General features: G+C 56.2%; 15 protein-coding genes. 7 read left to right on the forward strand and 8 right to left on the reverse strand.

Annotation, left to right across the window (positions count from 1 at the left end; translation table 11 throughout):
- The first annotated feature begins 47 nt into the window (after positions 1–47).
- Positions 48–860 carry an immunity 22 family protein gene (locus EV681_RS01995; RefSeq protein WP_128393688.1) on the forward strand — a complete coding sequence of 271 codons (813 nt, stop codon included), beginning with the start codon at positions 48–50 and terminating at the stop codon, positions 858–860.
- A gap of 145 nt (positions 861–1,005) precedes the next feature.
- On the opposite strand, the gene EV681_RS02000 is transcribed toward EV681_RS01995, so the two are convergent.
- From EV681_RS02000 to EV681_RS02015, 4 genes are all read right to left on the reverse strand, one after another.
- Positions 1,006–1,350, reverse strand: coding sequence for a carboxymuconolactone decarboxylase family protein (locus tag EV681_RS02000; RefSeq protein WP_128393689.1), 345 nt, complete (start codon positions 1,348–1,350; stop codon positions 1,006–1,008).
- A 146-nt stretch (positions 1,351–1,496) separates the two neighbouring features.
- Complete coding sequence (locus EV681_RS02005; protein ID WP_128393690.1) at positions 1,497–2,477, reverse strand: Bug family tripartite tricarboxylate transporter substrate binding protein; 981 nt, start codon at positions 2,475–2,477, stop codon at positions 1,497–1,499.
- Between the two features lie 151 nt (positions 2,478–2,628).
- A complete protein-coding gene (locus EV681_RS02010) occupies positions 2,629–3,996 on the reverse strand; it encodes an MmgE/PrpD family protein (protein WP_128393691.1) in 1,368 nt (455 codons plus the stop codon).
- A 115-nt stretch (positions 3,997–4,111) separates the two neighbouring features.
- Positions 4,112–4,858 (reverse strand): IclR family transcriptional regulator, encoded by a 747-nt coding sequence (locus EV681_RS02015; protein WP_128393692.1) that lies wholly within the window; start codon positions 4,856–4,858, stop codon positions 4,112–4,114.
- A gap of 119 nt (positions 4,859–4,977) precedes the next feature.
- Between EV681_RS02015 and EV681_RS02020 the strand changes: the two genes are divergently transcribed.
- Genes EV681_RS02020 through EV681_RS02030 form a run of 3 tightly spaced genes read left to right on the forward strand, consistent with a single transcriptional unit; the run spans position 4,978 to position 8,728 of the window.
- On the forward strand, positions 4,978–6,456 hold the full coding sequence (locus EV681_RS02020) for an FAD-binding oxidoreductase (protein WP_128393693.1): 1,479 nt from the start codon (positions 4,978–4,980) through the stop codon (positions 6,454–6,456).
- Positions 6,457–7,824, forward strand: coding sequence for an adenylosuccinate lyase (gene purB / locus EV681_RS02025; RefSeq protein WP_128393694.1), 1,368 nt, complete (start codon positions 6,457–6,459; stop codon positions 7,822–7,824).
- A 52-nt stretch (positions 7,825–7,876) separates the two neighbouring features.
- Positions 7,877–8,728 carry a sulfurtransferase gene (locus tag EV681_RS02030; RefSeq protein WP_130303188.1) on the forward strand — a complete coding sequence of 284 codons (852 nt, stop codon included), beginning with the start codon at positions 7,877–7,879 and terminating at the stop codon, positions 8,726–8,728.
- A 19-nt stretch (positions 8,729–8,747) separates the two neighbouring features.
- Here EV681_RS02030 and EV681_RS02035 read toward each other — a convergent pair whose 3' ends face one another.
- The gene (locus tag EV681_RS02035; protein ID WP_128393696.1) at positions 8,748–9,170 is read right to left on the reverse strand and encodes a VOC family protein; all 423 of its coding nucleotides are present in this window, start codon (positions 9,168–9,170) and stop codon (positions 8,748–8,750) included.
- Between the two features lie 208 nt (positions 9,171–9,378).
- The gene (locus tag EV681_RS02040; protein WP_130303189.1) at positions 9,379–9,861 is read right to left on the reverse strand and encodes a GlcG/HbpS family heme-binding protein; all 483 of its coding nucleotides are present in this window, start codon (positions 9,859–9,861) and stop codon (positions 9,379–9,381) included.
- Positions 9,862–10,172: 311 nt separating this feature from the next.
- Between EV681_RS02040 and EV681_RS02045 the strand changes: the two genes are divergently transcribed.
- The 3 genes from EV681_RS02045 (at position 10,173) to EV681_RS02055 (ending at position 13,292) form a co-directional block, all read left to right on the forward strand.
- The gene (locus EV681_RS02045; RefSeq protein WP_130303190.1) at positions 10,173–10,706 is read left to right on the forward strand and encodes a DUF2946 family protein; all 534 of its coding nucleotides are present in this window, start codon (positions 10,173–10,175) and stop codon (positions 10,704–10,706) included.
- A 90-nt stretch (positions 10,707–10,796) separates the two neighbouring features.
- A complete protein-coding gene (locus EV681_RS02050) occupies positions 10,797–12,422 on the forward strand; it encodes a PepSY-associated TM helix domain-containing protein (RefSeq protein ID WP_130303191.1) in 1,626 nt (541 codons plus the stop codon).
- Positions 12,423–12,509: 87 nt separating this feature from the next.
- Positions 12,510–13,292: a phosphodiester glycosidase family protein gene (locus EV681_RS02055; RefSeq protein WP_165392913.1), complete on the forward strand. Its 783-nt coding sequence runs from the start codon at positions 12,510–12,512 to the stop codon at positions 13,290–13,292.
- Positions 13,293–13,316: 24 nt separating this feature from the next.
- On the opposite strand, the gene EV681_RS02060 is transcribed toward EV681_RS02055, so the two are convergent.
- Positions 13,317–14,234 carry a pseudouridine synthase gene (locus EV681_RS02060; RefSeq protein WP_130303193.1) on the reverse strand — a complete coding sequence of 306 codons (918 nt, stop codon included), beginning with the start codon at positions 14,232–14,234 and terminating at the stop codon, positions 13,317–13,319.
- Between the two features lie 260 nt (positions 14,235–14,494).
- Positions 14,495–15,886, reverse strand: a complete 1,392-nt coding sequence (pntB, locus tag EV681_RS02065; protein ID WP_128393702.1) for a Re/Si-specific NAD(P)(+) transhydrogenase subunit beta — start codon at positions 15,884–15,886, stop codon at positions 14,495–14,497.

A 15,886-nucleotide genomic window follows, 5' to 3' on the forward strand; every position in this document is an offset into this window, starting at 1 on the left:
GTGAAATGCAATAAGTGGAAAACAACTTTATATTTGGATGATTGACAATGCTTGACTTCATAGATCGCTTTACTGATGAAAGATTCAAAAACAACAAACGACTGAAAGTGATTTCTGTCTGGATCGGAACAACCACGAACGAGAAATCCCTGACGCGATATATTTCTGCAGGCACGCCGCAGAACGGTCAATTCGTTCGTGATCTGGGAGAGGAGTGGTTCGACCATGATTTTATCGCCGTTAATTATCAGAAGCGCGCCGAGCCGATCGAACAAGTTGTGAGTGCCCTGGCGCAAACGCTTGGTTGTCCGGAGCACATGGCGCAGGAAATCCTTGCTCGTTGCCAGGTTCAGGGCGTCGCGCAGGCCAATACGACAGTGTGCCTGATGCAGCATCTATATCAGGGAGAAGAAAACCAGGATTTCAATGGTCTGAAATTTGCTGGAAGCTATGAATATGAAGAGCCGGAACCCGAGGTTAGGCATAAGTTTGACCATATTTTTGCGGGCGTGACGACAGCAGCTGCATTGCCAGACTTGCGAGAATATGCCACCGAAGGCGCATTTAGAAACGAGACAGGGCTGACAGTAGATGATGTTCAGTACTTTGGATACAAACTGCGCGACGCCACTGTTTTGCCTGTTGCCGAATTTTTTAGCTTGCCAATAGTGAATCAGCGTTTGGTGTTGGGTGAAAGTGCTGACGCTGTTGTTAATGCTTGCAAGCGCGCCGGGTTGGAACGGATTAATGGCTTCATCAGCGCTGCTGCACGCGATGAGACACCGCTTGATGTCGCCGGGGAAAAAACGTTCTGTGGACTGCATTATCTCGGGGCCTTCCAAACTCGGTATCCCACTTGATCGTTTTAATCATGGGGTGCGGGCCTGCCAATCGCATCAGTTGATTGTAATGTCTGTGCGAGTCGGTTGCCGGATGTACTGTTTTCTTCGGAAAGGACAGCACATCCGTCAGGCTCAATGCGTCTTCAGGCCAATCATATTTCTGTCATGATTCACCGAACTGCGAATGCGCTTCCATGGCTCGCAGCGAATACACATAAGCGGCACCTGCATTCAGCGCAATGGCCGTGCCCAACGCATCGCTCAGTTCCGCCTCGGTTACGCCTGCCTTGCGTGCGGCGTTGGCGTGAGCGGCAATGCAGCTGTCGCAGCGCGTCGTTACGGCGACGGCAAGCGCGATCAGTTCGCGCGTTTTCGCATCTAGCGCGCCATTGGCTCCTTGCGCAGCATTCAATGCCTGGAAGGCTGACAGCATTTTCGGATTGTTCTGGGCAAAGGGGGTGACTGCGGCCTTTGTATTTTCCATTTGGTTAACCCAATTGTTCAGCATAAGTAAACTCCATGATGTTGATAAGAAAAAGAAGCATCTGCCCTGTTGAGCAGGATGCGGGAAAAGTACAAACAGTGTGCGGGGCGCGGGGGTATGTGGCAGGCCCGGTGCGGCAAGTTGGATGCGCCCGCTTTTGATTCATAGGATCAATGAGATAACGACTTGAGTGCTGCGGGATCGATGTTGTTCCGATAGCCCTCGATGTCCTGTTTTACGTACGCGGTAAAAGCATCGGTAGACAGGTCTTTTTCCAGCGCGCCATCCTGCCGGATGATCTTGATGGTTTTGGGGTCGGCCAGCGCTTTGGAAAGGTGCTGCGCAAGTGTATCCACGATCGCTTTCGGCGTTCCTTTCGGGGCAGCCAGTCCATACCACTGCGTGACCACAACCGGGATACCCAGTTCCTTGAAGGTTGGGACATCAGGCAGGCTTGGGTTGCGTTCCTCGCCGGTTAGGGCCAGCAGGCGCAGTGCGCCATTGCGTGTCTGGCCGACCAGTGGCGGGGCCGTCGCGAAGAAGGCTTCGGTTTGCCCGCCCATCAGGTCGGTAATGGCCGGGCCGGAGCCACGGTATGGGACATACAGGATGTTGGCCTTGGTTTTCAGCTTGAGCATTTCAAGCCCCATATGGGCTGCGCCGCCGGGCGACGTGGAACCAACGGTAACTTCGTTTTTTTCTGCGTAGTCAAAAAACTCTCTTGCAGTTTTGAATCTGGAGTTTTTTCCTACAAACAGACCATGCGGTGCTTCCACAGCCGCACCAATCAACTCGAAGTCATCGGGTGCTTTATAGGGAAGATCCTTGCGTACGACAGGTGCTACGGCGATATTGCCGCTCATGGCTAGTAACAGCGTGTAGCCATCGGGTCGGCTTTTGGCTACGTCGGCAGCGGCAATGTTGCCGCCTGCACCGGGCTTGTTCTCCACGACTACGGACGTACCCAGGCTTTTACTGATGGACTCGGCAATCAGGCGTCCGTACAAATCTCCCCCGCCGCCTGGTGGGAAGCCGACGACCAGTTTGATGGTCTGGTTGGGATATTGGCTGGCGGCGTTAGCGGGCAATACCGTGAGCATGGCAGCGAACAGCAGCGCCTTTGAGCAGGCGTCTAGAATGCGATGAAGCATGGTGGTCTCCTTTTGGATTCGGATCGAGCGATAAAAAGACAGCATATTCAACGAACAGCAGACAGCAGATAGCAACGGAAGTGGGAGAGCTAAGAGCAGCGCAGCGCGCAGCAGCCCATGGGCAATGCCCGTGCCGACTGCACTACGAAAATCAGTGAAACAGATCGGGCGTCGGCGGTGTGAAGGCGGCCTGGGGCGGGTTGTGCTGCTGCCCGGCACACCATGCGCCGATGGCCACAGCCTTTTGCTCGGTAATGCCAGGCGCCAGATTGCGTAACCTGTCCTCCAGCGCCGCCCAGTCAAATGGCGCCTCGGGGTCTCCTTGGCGAATGTCATGACTGGCCGAAATGGTTTCGCCGTTTTTAAAGCGGATGGTAACGGTGCCGGGGCGACGATCGGGAAAGGCATTGGCGTAGTCGGGCCGGGCCTGCAGGGTGATCCTGTCTGCCAGTGCCAGCAGGCGAGGATCGGCCAGGTCAGGATTTTCGGTCTCCTGGATGCCGAGTTTGCCGGTGAGCAACAGGATGGCCACGCAATAGCGGCCACTAAAGCAGGTTTCTGCGGGCTTGATCGGCCAGTCCACCTTGGCGATGCGCAACGCTTGCGGAAAGATGGCGATGTCGACCGATTCAATGTCGTTTGCCCGGATATCATGGGTATTTATGAGGGCCTGGGTGGCATCGACCACCGTGAACAGTTGTCCGCAGGTGGGCCATGGCTTGATGGTGGTCGAGCTGATCCGATCCGTGACGCCCAGTTCCCGATCCAGCAGGGCCGGATCGCCTTGGCCATGCAGCAGAGCGTAAAGACCGCGAGCGCCATTCATGAAGTGTTGCGCGCCACGGTATCCCGCCTGCGCGGCATAGGCGGCCGTCAGGCCATTTCTGACGGCAAAGGCCGGGTGCAGGGCCTTTGATTCATGGGCCTGATCATCTACAAACTGCCACAGGCCCGCAGCCTGGGTTGCGGCAATGCCCAGTGCATGGTGAATCCGTACTGCATCCAGGCCAAGTGCCACGGCGCTGGCCGCGGCAGCGGCCAAAGAACCGGCAGTGGCGGTCATGTGGAATTTTCCGGCGTGACCAGATCCCAATACCTCGCCGGCACGAATGGCAACTTCGTAGCCTGCCACAATGGCGGCTTCAAACTGCTGTTGCGTCATGGGTAGGGATGTGGCAAGGGCCAGCACAGGCGTGACAGTCACGATGCCCGGGTGCAGCATGGCTGTCCGATGAGCGTCGTCGATTTCACGCAGGTGGGTGATGCCGGCATTGCAGAACGCGGCACCCATGAGTGATACCGCGCTGGTGCCTCCAAAAACGGTAGCGTTGCTCTGGCCGGGAAACAGCGTGGTGGCCAGCTTGCGCAGATCGTGGCTGGCCGCCATGGCAGCCCCGGAATAACCGGCGGTGAACCAGTCAAGCAGAGATTGGGCGACCCGATGTCGCGTATCTGCAGACAGCTTTCGATTGGCAAGCGAGGCCAGATAGGCGCTTAACCGGTTTTCCGGTGTACCCATGTTATCTCCATTTCATTCAATGAAATAAATTTTATTGTATGAATCAAATCTAACACAGGATATTGCAAAGTACAATAAAAGATGACCCGCAGGTCTAGGCTTTTTTGTTATATCTTTATAAAGTCGCAGAGCCGGTTATGCGCGTAGGCCTAGAGTCAAAGCCGTTCTCCGCCAGGGTGCGTATCGCCACTTCGGCGGCAGCAATCTGTTGTGCTTCTGTCTGCCGGTTCAAAATGCTGGTGATCTGAATCGCGCCAAGCAGGCGCCCGTGTGGCTCCGATACCGGTACGGAAATAGAAGCCAGTTCCGGCGATCGTTCTGCCCTGGTGATGGCATAGCCGTTTTTCAGCACTTCTTCGGTCCTGGGTGACGAACCGTCGGTAAAAGCCCGCAATACATGCGAAGCCGAACCGCCATCGGCCAGTGCCACCCGCGTGCCCACTTCGAATACATAGCGCACATCACGCGAGACGTTCTCGCGATACAGGCACACACGCATGTCGCCTTCCCGAATGTAGAATGCGACGCTTTCGTGCGTCTCAAGCATGATGGTGCGCAGGATAGGCTGCAGGCGTTGCCCCAGATCGAAGGTGGAGCGGTACAGCGCACCCAGGCGCAGCAGATTGTGGCCCGGCGCGTACTTGCCATCGAGACTGCGTTGCACATATCCGTATTCGATGAACGTGTTCAGCAACCGAAGCAGCGTTGCTTTGTCCAGCCCCGTCATCTGCGCGAGCTCGCGCAATTGCAGATGCAGATGTTCTTCCGAAAAGCATTCAAGAATGATCAGGCCGCGAGCGAGTACGCCGATGGGGGGGGTGGGCGCGACCGCGGCTTTCTGGCTTTTACTGGTGTCTTTCATGAAAATTAATGTCCTGTTGAGTTCTTGACAAAGGCAAAGCGATGCGCTACCTTATATTTCATTAATAAAAACATATTTCATTCAATAAAACATTTTATAGTATTAATGAGCGTACAACAATGCCTCAATCCGACACGACCACCACGCCTTCCTTTGACGATCTGCTGCTTCGCCTGCTGCATATTGTCGGCCAGCAGGGGCTTTTGACCGAATCTGGGGATATGACAGCCTATGCGCTGGAGCATCGCGGCAATTATCCCGGAAAAGCGCTAGCTGTGGTCCGGCCCGGCTCCACGGAAGAAGTCAGCCAGGTCGTTCGCGCCTGCGCGCAAAGCGGCGCCCGGCTGATTCCCCAGGGCGGCAATACGGGCTTGGTCGGAGGCTCTACTCCGGACGAATCCGGTCTGGAGATTGTACTCAGCCTGACCCGCATGAATCGCATTCGCGAGGTCAATCCGCAAGACAATACCATGACGGTCGAAGCCGGCTGTATTTTGCAGAACGTGCAGGAAGCGGCCGCCGAAAAAAATCGCATGTTTCCCCTTACGCTCGGCTCCGAAGGCACGGCAACGATTGGCGGCAATCTGTCGACCAATGCCGGCGGAGACCAGGTGATTCGCTATGGAAATACTCGCGAGCAGGCGCTCGGCCTGGAAGTGGTGCTGGCCGATGGTCGAATCTGGAATGGCCTGTCCAGCCTGCGCAAGGACAATACCGGTTATGACTTGAAGCATCTGTTCATCGGGGGCGAAGGCACACTGGGCATTATTACTGCCGCGACCATCAAGCTGTATCCGGTGCCACGCCAGCAAGCCACGGCCTGGATCGCCATTCGCAATCCGGCCGAGGCGGTGTCGCTGCTGTCTTTGCTGCGTGAAAACCTGGGTGACCGTATTACCGCATTCGAGATCATGGCCCGGGAGACCGTCAATCTGGTATTGATGCACTTTCCGGCCATGCGCGAACCGCTGCAGGAGGCTGCGCCATGGGTCATTCTTGCCGAAGTGTCGGAAACGTCATTGCGGGTTCCGCTGCAGGAAGAATTTGAAACCGTGCTCGCCCAAGCCATGGAGGAGGATATGGTGCTTGATGTGGCACTGGCCGCGTCCGAGCAGCAGTCAAAGTCCATGTGGGACATTCGCTCGCATATTCCAGAAGCACAGCGCAAGGACGGGCCATCCATCAAACATGATATTTCGGTGCCGATTTCCCGTATCGCCGAATTCGTCGCCGCCGCGGGACCTGCCATGAATGCGATTATTCCAGGCATTCGCTGCATTACCTTTGGTCATGTCGGCGATGGCAATCTGCATTTTAACCAGAGCAAACCGGCCTCGATCAGCAAAGAAGATTTTCTGGCCCGCGAAGCAGCCATTCACGAGGTCGTACACGAAGCCGCTGCGCGGGTGAACGGTTCCATTTCAGCCGAACATGGGATTGGGCGCCAGAAGCAGGACATTTTAATCCGCTACAAGGATCCCGTGGCCATCAGCCTGATGTACAGCATCAAGCATGCGTTTGACCCGAACAATACATTGAACCCGGGGCGCTTGCTGCCGGCCAGAAATACACAATCACACTCAGATAAGGTTGAATAAATGACTTCTTCAGTTTTTGATTCGGTCACCATGCAGCACTTGTGGAGTACCGACGAACTTCGTGCCATTTTCTCCGAAGAAAATCGAATTCAGAAATGGCTGGATTTCGAAGCCGCATTTTCGCAGGTTCAGGCCGGCATGGGAATCATTCCGCAGGAAGCGGCCGATGCCATTTCCACCAACGCGAAAGTGGAAAAAATCGATATTCCCAAAATGGCTGCCGAGATGCGTCGCATCAAGCATTCGCTGGTGCCTGCACTCAAGCAGCTCATCGAGCATTGCGGCGAACATGGACAGTGGGTACATTTTGGGCCCACCACCCAGGATGTGCTCGATACCGGCACTGTCCTGCAATTGCGCGAAGCACATGCTGTTTACCTGCGGGATCTCAAAGGGTGCGCCCGCGAACTGGCCCGTTTGGCCAAGGCGCACCGTGATACCGTGATGGTGGGGCGCACGCATGGCGTGCAGGCACTGCCGATTACATTTGGTCATAAGTGCGCCATCTGGTTGGACGAATTGTCTCGTCACTATGACAGGCTGAAGCAAGCCGAACCGCGCGTGTTTGTCGGGATGCTGATTGGCGCAGTCGGGACACAGGCTTCGCTGGGCGAACGAGCTAGGGAACTGGAAGAGAAAACCTGCGCGGCGTTGGGGTTGGCGGTACCGGACATCAGTTGGGGGCCGGCGCGCGACCGTTTTGCCGAATATGCCAATCTGCTGGCCATGCTGGGCGCGACGCTGTCAAAAATCGGCAATGAGCTGCGCAACCTGCAGCGCAATGAATTCGGAGAAGTCGAAGAGGGCTTTTCCGAAGGCAAACTGGGCTCTTCGACCATGCCGCACAAGCGCAATCCCACCTCGGCCGAAAATATTGCCGGCCTGTCACGAACCTTGCGCTACAACGCTGCAATGATGACCGAAGCGATGGTTCAGGAACACGAACGTGACGGGATTGCCTGGAAAACCGAATGGAAGGCTTTGCCCGAGTGTTGTCTGATTGCCGGCGCGGTGTTGCTGCAGGCGCGCAACCTGCTTGCAGGACTACGGATAGACAAGGAAAATATGAACAGGAACCTGGACATGATGCGCGGCTATCTGCTTTCCGAGCGTGTTATGCTGGAACTGGGTGCCCGGGTCGGTAAGGATCATGCGCATGAATGGGTCTACGAAGCCTCCATGAAAGGCATCGAGAACAAACAGGATTTTGGTTCTGCCATGCGTGATCATCCGCAAATTGCACAGGCATTGTCCGATGAAGATATTGCCAACCTGATCGATCCGGCCAATTACCTTGGACAAACGGGCGCGAGCATCGACCGAACGCTGGCTACGCAACACGCCCGCAACTGGATGCAGGAAGACTGAGTGTTTATTTCAGTCGCCATGCAACCGCAACCTGAAACCGTGAAGAAAAAACATGAAAGCAAAACCTCTTATCAGTGCACAGGAACTGTCAAACCTGTTGGACACCGCCAGCAACCTGGTCGTGTGCGATTGTCGTTTCGAATTGACCAACCCGTCACAGGGGCTGCAACTTTATAACGATGGCCATATTCCTGGCGCCCGGCACGTTGATCTGGACCAGGTGCTCAGCACCAAGGGAGCCGCCGACCAGGGACGTCATCCCTTGCCGGCACGTGAACTCTTTGCCCAGAAGATGGCAGCCATTGGCATCAGCGACGACACCCATGTGGTGTGCTACGACGCCAATGATTCCATGTTTGCCGCGCGCCTGTGGTGGATGTTACGCTGGATCGGTCACGACAATGTATCTGTGCTGGATGGCGGCTTCAAGCTGTGGCAGCAAGCCGGCTATGAAGTTACCACCGAGCCGCCACAGCCGGCCAAGGAAGGCATGCTGGCCCTGCGCGATTCCCTGGCGCAGACGGTTGATTACGAAGACGTGCTGGCTAACATCAGTGCAGCTGAAAGGCTGGTGCTGGATGCCCGCAGTCCTGATCGTTTCCGCGGTGAAAACGAAACCCTGGATCCGATTGGCGGCCACATTCCCGGTGCAGCCAACCGCTTTTTCAAAGACAACCTGCAAGCTGACGGTACGTTCAAAGATGCCCAGACCTTGCGTAAGGAACTGACGGCCAGCCTGCAGGGGCAAAAGCCCGAAAGCGTGATCAGCCAATGCGGGTCCGGTGTGACAGCCTGCCATAATCTGCTGGCCATGGAAGTGGCTGGCTTATCGGGCGCTGCACTGTATCCCGGATCGTGGAGCCAGTGGTCCAATACCAGTGGCGCGCCCATCGCACGGGAGTGACGCGTGTGCGTTTAATTGGCTAACCTAGTGTTGCCAGCTCGGGGTTCCAGACAACCTCCCAGAGATGGCCGTCCGGGTCAGAAAAATAGCCGGCATAGCCACCGTAGAAGGTATCCTGTGCCGGCTTGATGAGGGTGGCGCCTGCGGCGATGGCTTCCTGCATAACGCGATCGACCGCTTCCTTGCTGTCCACGTTGTGCCCAATGCTAAGCTCAAGCGACGAGCGGGGCGTGACAGGCAGACCGGTATCGACAGCCAGACTCTTTCTGGGCCACAGGGCCAGTTTCAGAGCATTGTGCAAGTCGAAAAATGCCACGGCGCCGTTTTCGAATTCAGTGCCGATAATGCCATTTGTGGCCAGGCCCAGCCCATCCCGATAAAAGGCCAGGGACTTTTCCAGGTCGTCCACGCCTAGCGTCAGAACAGTGATATGGGGTTTCATGCGATGCGCTCCTTAAAATCTGCGGGTAAACAAAGCAGTATCATAGTAATAGAACACAGATGAGGATGTGTCACGTCTTGGTCTGGCCGGCGGTCGGCATTCCCATCTGTTATTGCTATAACGGGTGTAAAGAACAATCCACCATCTATTGATGACAACACTATTGCAATTGTGATTTTGCTTGCCGGTGTCGATTGCACATATACGGTTACTTGGCAGCGCCGATAGCCTGGAGTCCGGCAGTGGCGCACTTGGCGTCAATATCGCCACTAGGTGCACCGCCTACGCCAATGCCGCCAACCAGAGCATCGCCGATTTTAATCGGTAAGCCTCCCGCCTGGATGACCATTCTCGAATCCATGTCACGCAGCCCTTCGTTTGCCGCCTCGGATGCGATGAAGCTGGCCAGCCCGGCAGTGTCACGGCCGAGCGCTGCAGAGGTAAACGCCTTGCCTTCGGCGCTGGAACCAGTGTGCGGGCCTGATTTGTCGGCCTTGAGCAGTACCTTGGTAGCACCGTCGCGCGCCACGTTGGCGACACTGACATTATTGCCTTCGGCAACGCAGGTCTCAAGCGCGGCCTGAGCTACCTTGGTGGCCATCTCCAGTGGCAAATAGGGGCTCGTCGGAAGATTCTGCGCGATAGCGGCAAAAGGGACGAGAATAGTTGTGAGCGCAAGTTTACGGATCATATAACTTCTCCTTCGTTGGTTGAAAGGCAAGATTAACGTATTCTGGATTTGACGTATACAGATCAGATTCTGTTGATTTGGTATATGTGCACAGTCGTGGCCAGTAAAACCGCACAATTAAAATAACATCGATGTACGAGCAGGCAGGATGCAATCGAGAATATGAAAAGAGAACTGCACTGTATTTTGAACAGCCTGCACGTTGGCCCTGAAACGCCTGCGCGGCGCTGTGCCTGCTGCGTTTTCGGGTAAACTGCCTTTGACTGGCAATTTCAACCGAAATACGCTGCCGATTAATACCGATTACAGCTATGAAACGAACGACAGGCATTCGCATGACCGTGTGGCTGGGCATACTCGCCGTATGCCTGGCTGTGTTCATGCCTGGCGTCAACGCATTGAAAAACCGCTATCAGGCCAGCGGCAACGACATTTTTACGGCGGATATCTGTTATGGTGCGCAGGCTGTCCAGGGGCCTGCAGTGGCCCTGAACAGCACGGGGTCACCCGTGTTGCTGGTCAGTCATCACAGCGCGCATGCTGACGCAGATGAAGTCACCGCAGATGTGACCACCGCACACGCCTCACATGGCGCGATGCCGACATCGTTCGTGTCCCTGGCCGGTAGTGATGCTCCGGTCTCGCCTGGTCACAGTGCCGATCACGCAGCCGAATGTCTTTATTGTGGCTTCTTCACTCATCATCTGCCGCTACTGTACAGCGCAAACTTGCCTGCCATGGCGTATGGCTTTGTCAGCCGGATAGCGCCGCAACATCAGCATGCCTCCTATTATGCGCAGCCGGCCTTTGTGCCCCTGTCGCGCGCCCCTCCGGCGCTTTCCTAAAAAACGCTGTTCCCACGTCCAGGTGATGCTGCGGCTTAGCTTTGCAGTGCATCCTGTCGACGTATCGTTATCTGTTTTTCAGGAAATCTCATGATGTCCCGTACGCAATACTCCACGGCCGAAACCGCTGATACGGCCGCCGCCTTGCCGATGGCCCGCTACGCCATGCTCTGGCGCTGGCATTTTTATGCCGCCCTGTTTGTCATGCCTTTGCTGATCGTGCTCGGTATTACCGGCACCATTTATTTGTACAAACCTCAAATCGAGGCGGTGGCCTACAAGTCGCAGCTGTATGTTACGCCCCAAGCCTCACCCAGGCTGCCGCAGCAAACGCTTTATGAAATCGCCCAGGACAGTACGCCTGGCGGCGTGCCCATTCTGACGGCGGAAATTCATAACGCGCCCGATCGCAGCGCGCAATTTACCTATTCGGATCCGGTGCAGGGCAAGTCCAGCATTTTCTTGAATCCTTATTCGGGCGAGGTGTTGGCCAAAATGCCCACGCTCAACTTCAACGCAACCTACTGGATCGGCCTGGCGCGCCAGATTCATCGCGGTCTGTTGCTGGGTAAAACCGGAGAAGTGTTGATGGAGCTGGCGGCCTGCTGGACGCTGATCATGATCGGCACCGGTGTGGCGCTGTGGTTGCCACGTCGGAAAAACGGCCTGAAACAGGCCATGATTCCAGATGTGAAGAAAAAGGGCCGCCCGTTCTGGCGCGAAATTCACGCTACGCTGGGCATTATCCTGGCTGCCGGCGCGGTGTTTTTTGTCATGTCGGGGCTACCCTGGACCAGTACCTGGGGAGCGCAGTTCAAGCAACTGGTGGCGCAAGTCAATTTGGGCTATCCGCCGGATCCGCCCGGGAGCACGTCGCAGGCGCATGAGGGGCATGAGGGACACCAGGCAGAGGCAGTCGCGCCCACCCGCGTGCAGGATCTGCCGCTGGAGCATACTGCCTGGGGGGCAGGTCTGCTGCCGGTGCCACAATCGGGGTCATCGGCGCAACAACCGGGTGTTACGGAGCATGCACACCATCAGGGCCAGCATCATCAGATGCAAGATGGTCATGAGGCGCAGGCGGGACACGAGAATCATGCGGCCCATGTTGCCGACAAGGCAGACACAAGCAACCCGATGGCAATGCCTGGCGACCATAGCCAGCATGAAGGGGCAGCCGAGCCGATCCCGTTGGATCAGATCATGGCGCTGGCCCACGCCAGCAACATTCCTGACGAGTATTCGATTGCGCTTCCGGCCAACCGCTCGGGCGTCTATTCAGTCTCCTATTACCCAGGCGATCCCACTGGCGAGAAAGTGATGAATGTGGATCAGTACAGCGGCAGGGTTATCAATGGCGTTTCCTATGATCAGTATGGCTTGATTGCCAAAATTATTTCCTTTGCCGTGTCCCTGCATATGGGCACTTATTTCGGCTGGATCAACCAGTTGCTCTGTGCCATTATTGCGCTGGGCCTGTGTACCATGGCCGTGACCGGCTTTGTCATGTGGTGGAAACGTCGCCCGGCCGGCGGTCTGGGCGCACCTCGCATTCCCGATGCGCTGCCTGGCATGCGGGGCTGGATGATCGGCCTGGTGATGTTTGGCCTGGTCTTTCCTGTGACCGGTGCGAGCATGCTGGTGGTATGGCTGCTGGATCGCTGGTACCTGGCGCGTTATCGTCGCGTAAATGGGTTCAGGATAAACACGGTGTGATAACGGGGTGCCAGAGGTGCTGACTGGACTTTCTGCCGGTTGGTATACTCTGTCCCTGGACAAACAACCTCACGGATGCTTTGCTGTATGAAAACCCTGCTCGTTGTATTGATGGGATGGTGCCTGGGAGCCCTTGCACCTGCGGTGGCACAGGGCACCCAGCAGGTCTCGGCCTGCATTGCGCATACGTCGCAAAATAGTGCGCATGTGCATATCGTCAAGGTCGATTTGTCCTGCCCGTCGGTTCAACTGGTGGGCACCGCGGTCGGCACCGCACCCACGACAGTCAAGAATTTTGCATTTCGCAATCAGCTCAATGTTGCCATCAATGCCTCTTTTTTTGATCCTCAGTACCAGCCACAGGGCCTGGTCATCAGCGATGGTCGTCGCTGGAGCAACACCCGCGATACGCGTCAGCACGCGTTTCTGGCCTGCACGGCCGATAACCGTTGCCGGATCGATAAGCCCAACCATAAGGCAGAAGTGGATCCACAGTGGCATACCGTCATTTCTGGATGGCAGAATCTGCGCGGCGGCACCTACGTTTGTCCACGAGGCGCGTCAGCTAGTTGCAATCGCAATGCGCGCGATGCGCATCCGCGTACGTCGGTGGGTCTCAGTCGGGACGGGCGCTGGCTCTATATTATTGTCGTAGAGGGCAGGCTACCTGATTTTGAAGGGTTTACGCTGAACCAGCTTGCCCGCCTGTATCGTTCGCTTGGCGTGCGTGATGCGATCAATCTGGACGGGGGTGGCAGTACTACCCTTATCATTAATAACAAACGCATTAATGTCCTGCCATCGCGTCAGCTGTTTCTGGAGCGCAGTGTCGCAAACCAGTTTGGCGTTCGCGACACGGCCGTGCGCTAGCTCCTCACTGGCCCACACACTATTTCACTTGTGGATTCGGGCTGTCATTTCCAGTTCGCGCCGACTCTCGAAATAACGCCCAGTGCCGGTCACCGGATCGGTAAATTGCATGCTGCGCGCCAGCAGTTGCAACGGGTTGTCGAATGTTTCATCGGTGCGCAGCGGTTTGAGTTCCGGATAGTATTCGTCATTGCAAATGGGAATACCCAGGGCATTCATGTGCACGCGCAATTGATGTTTCCTGCCTGTGACCGGCTCCAGCCGGTAATGACCCAGTGCGCCGTTGTGCGCCAGAAGCTCAATCTGCGTGCGGCTGTTGGGCGGGCCGTCTATTTCATGCATCACAAAGACCTGTCCGCTGCGACGAATAAGGCTTTCGCGCAATAGAGGAAACGTCAGGTCGCTACGCCAGGGGGCGACTGCTTCATAAATTTTGTGTACGGAGCGGGTTTGAAATAAGGTCTGGTACACGCCGCGGCGATCCCGGTCTGCGCAGAACACCAGAACCCCGGCCGTATCCCGGTCCAGTCGGTGTATGGGGTTGATATGCGGGTTACCTAGTTGATCGCGCAGACGCACCAGCGCCGTTTCGTGCAAATGGCGGCCCCCGGGAATGCTGGCCATGAAATGGGGCTTGTCGATGGCAATCAGCAATTCATCCTGATACAGAATGTCAATATCGAATGGCACGACCGTTTCTACGGGCACTTCCCGGTAGTACCAGAGCCAGCTGTCCGGCGGGAACGGGCTGTTCAACGAGAACGGCGTGCCCTGCGAGTCAACCATATCGCCTTTGGCCAGCCTTGCCCGCAGAATGTCGGGATCCATATGCGGGAATTTGGCGAGCATAAAACTCAGTAGATCGGGCCAGGTTTCGCGAGGCAGGTAGACCCGGCTGGGCGCGACGCCATTTTTAACAGGAAGCGGGGGAAGTACAGACATACAGCAGGTACAATGTGTTGAAAAGAAAAACCGAAAATAGGGACTTGCCGGATGGACAGCTCGGTCGTATATGGCAGATGAAATGTTGCTGCGGCGGTGCAAGGGCAACTGTAATTGCAACGGTATCGCTAGTGCCATTGCCACCGTCATTGCAGTTGGCATAGACGCATTGTCTGCTACTTGCCCGTTGGCTGCCGCTTTAATGCGTGTCTGGTTCGCGGCAGGCAACGCTTGTGACGATGCCTGCCGTTACCAATACATTACTTCAGTGCGGCCAGAATGGCTTCGACGGTTGCCTTGGCATCGCCGAAACACATGCTGGAGTTCTCGCGGAAGAACAGCGGATTCTGAACGCCGGCATAACCGGTATTCATTGAACGCTTGAACACTACCACATCACGCGCTTTCCACACTTCCAGTACCGGCATGCCGGCAATGGGGCTGGTCGGGTCTTCGCTGGCAGCGGGGTTGACCGTATCATTGGCGCCAATGACCAGCACTACATCGGTATCGGCAAAGTCGTCATTGATTTCGTCCATTTCCAGCACGATATCATAGGGCACCTTGGCTTCGGCCAGCAGCACGTTCATGTGACCGGGCAGGCGGCCTGCAACCGGATGGATGCCAAAGCGCACATCAATACCCTGCTTGCGCAGCAATGATGTGATTTCAGCGACAGGATACTGCGCCTGCGCTACCGCCATGCCGTAGCCGGGGGCGATGACCACGGAGCTGGCACCCTTGAGCATCTCGGCTACGTCTTCGGGCTTGATTTCACGGTATTCGCCGGTCTCTTCTTCGCTGCTGCCACTGCTGCTGCCATCGGTGCCGAACCCGCCGGCAATCACTGATAAAAACGAGCGATTCATGGCCTTGCACATAATGTAGGACAGAATGGCGCCGGATGAACCGACCAGGGCGCCGGTTACGATCAGCAGGTCATTGGCCAGCATAAAGCCGGCTGCCGCTGCGGCCCAGCCTGAGTATGAGTTGAGCATGGAAACCACAACCGGCATATCTGCGCCGCCAATGGATGCCACCAGATGCCAGCCGAAGGCCAGTGCAATGATGGTCATGATAATCAGTGCCGTTGTGGAGCCGCCGTTAGAGACGAAGATCCACAGCAGGATGAAAGTGACAACCAACGCAGCAGCATTGAGCTTATGTTTATGTGGCAAATTCAACGGCTTGGAGCTGAAGCTGCCGCGTAGCTTGCCGAAGGCCACAATCGAACCGGTAAAGGTGACTGCGCCAATAAACACGCCCAGGAATACCTCGGTCAGGTGAATATTAAGCAGCGCACCTTCGGGCATGGCGTGCTGCTGCACTTCGATATAGCTGTTATAGCCGACCAGTACGGCGGCCAGACCCACGAAGCTATGCAAAACAGCAACCAGTTCCGGCATCTGGGTCATTTCGACCTTGCGTGACAGGTGCAGGCCAATGGCGCCGCCGATCAGCATGGCCACAATCACCCAGATTACCGAGGCCGAGTTGGGACCCAGAATGGTTGCGATCAGGGCGATGGCCATCCCGGCCATGCCGAAACCGTTGCCATAGCGGGCGGTTTCCTGGCGGGATAGACCGGCCAGACTGGCAATGAAAAACAATGCCGCAATAATGTACGCGGCAGTAACGAATCCTGCACCCAT

It is taken from the genome of Advenella incenata, from assembly GCF_004217095.1.
GTDB lineage: Bacteria > Pseudomonadota > Gammaproteobacteria > Burkholderiales > Burkholderiaceae_B > Advenella > Advenella incenata.

Excerpts from the sequence above, each read along its gene's own strand:
- EV681_RS02010 (WP_128393691.1), bottom strand. The coding sequence starts at position 3,996 with ATGGGTACACCGGAAAACCGGTTAAGCGCCTATCTGGCCTCGCTTGCC.
- EV681_RS02035 (WP_128393696.1), bottom strand. The coding sequence starts at position 9,170 with ATGAAACCCCATATCACTGTTCTGACGCTAGGCGTGGACGACCTGGAA.
- EV681_RS01995 (WP_128393688.1), top strand. The coding sequence starts at position 48 with ATGCTTGACTTCATAGATCGCTTTACTGATGAAAGATTCAAAAACAAC.
- pntB (WP_128393702.1), bottom strand. The coding sequence starts at position 15,886 with ATGGGTGCAGGATTCGTTACTGCCGCGTACATTATTGCGGCATTGTTT.
- EV681_RS02000 (WP_128393689.1), bottom strand. The coding sequence starts at position 1,350 with ATGCTGAACAATTGGGTTAACCAAATGGAAAATACAAAGGCCGCAGTC.
- EV681_RS02005 (WP_128393690.1), bottom strand. The coding sequence starts at position 2,477 with ATGCTTCATCGCATTCTAGACGCCTGCTCAAAGGCGCTGCTGTTCGCT.
- EV681_RS02040 (WP_130303189.1), bottom strand. The coding sequence starts at position 9,861 with ATGATCCGTAAACTTGCGCTCACAACTATTCTCGTCCCTTTTGCCGCT.
- EV681_RS02015 (WP_128393692.1), bottom strand. The coding sequence starts at position 4,858 with ATGAAAGACACCAGTAAAAGCCAGAAAGCCGCGGTCGCGCCCACCCCC.
- EV681_RS02055 (WP_165392913.1), top strand. The coding sequence starts at position 12,510 with ATGAAAACCCTGCTCGTTGTATTGATGGGATGGTGCCTGGGAGCCCTT.
- purB (WP_128393694.1), top strand. The coding sequence starts at position 6,457 with ATGACTTCTTCAGTTTTTGATTCGGTCACCATGCAGCACTTGTGGAGT.
- EV681_RS02020 (WP_128393693.1), top strand. The coding sequence starts at position 4,978 with ATGCCTCAATCCGACACGACCACCACGCCTTCCTTTGACGATCTGCTG.
- EV681_RS02050 (WP_130303191.1), top strand. The coding sequence starts at position 10,797 with ATGATGTCCCGTACGCAATACTCCACGGCCGAAACCGCTGATACGGCC.
- EV681_RS02060 (WP_130303193.1), bottom strand. The coding sequence starts at position 14,234 with ATGTCTGTACTTCCCCCGCTTCCTGTTAAAAATGGCGTCGCGCCCAGC.
- EV681_RS02030 (WP_130303188.1), top strand. The coding sequence starts at position 7,877 with ATGAAAGCAAAACCTCTTATCAGTGCACAGGAACTGTCAAACCTGTTG.
- EV681_RS02045 (WP_130303190.1), top strand. The coding sequence starts at position 10,173 with ATGAAACGAACGACAGGCATTCGCATGACCGTGTGGCTGGGCATACTC.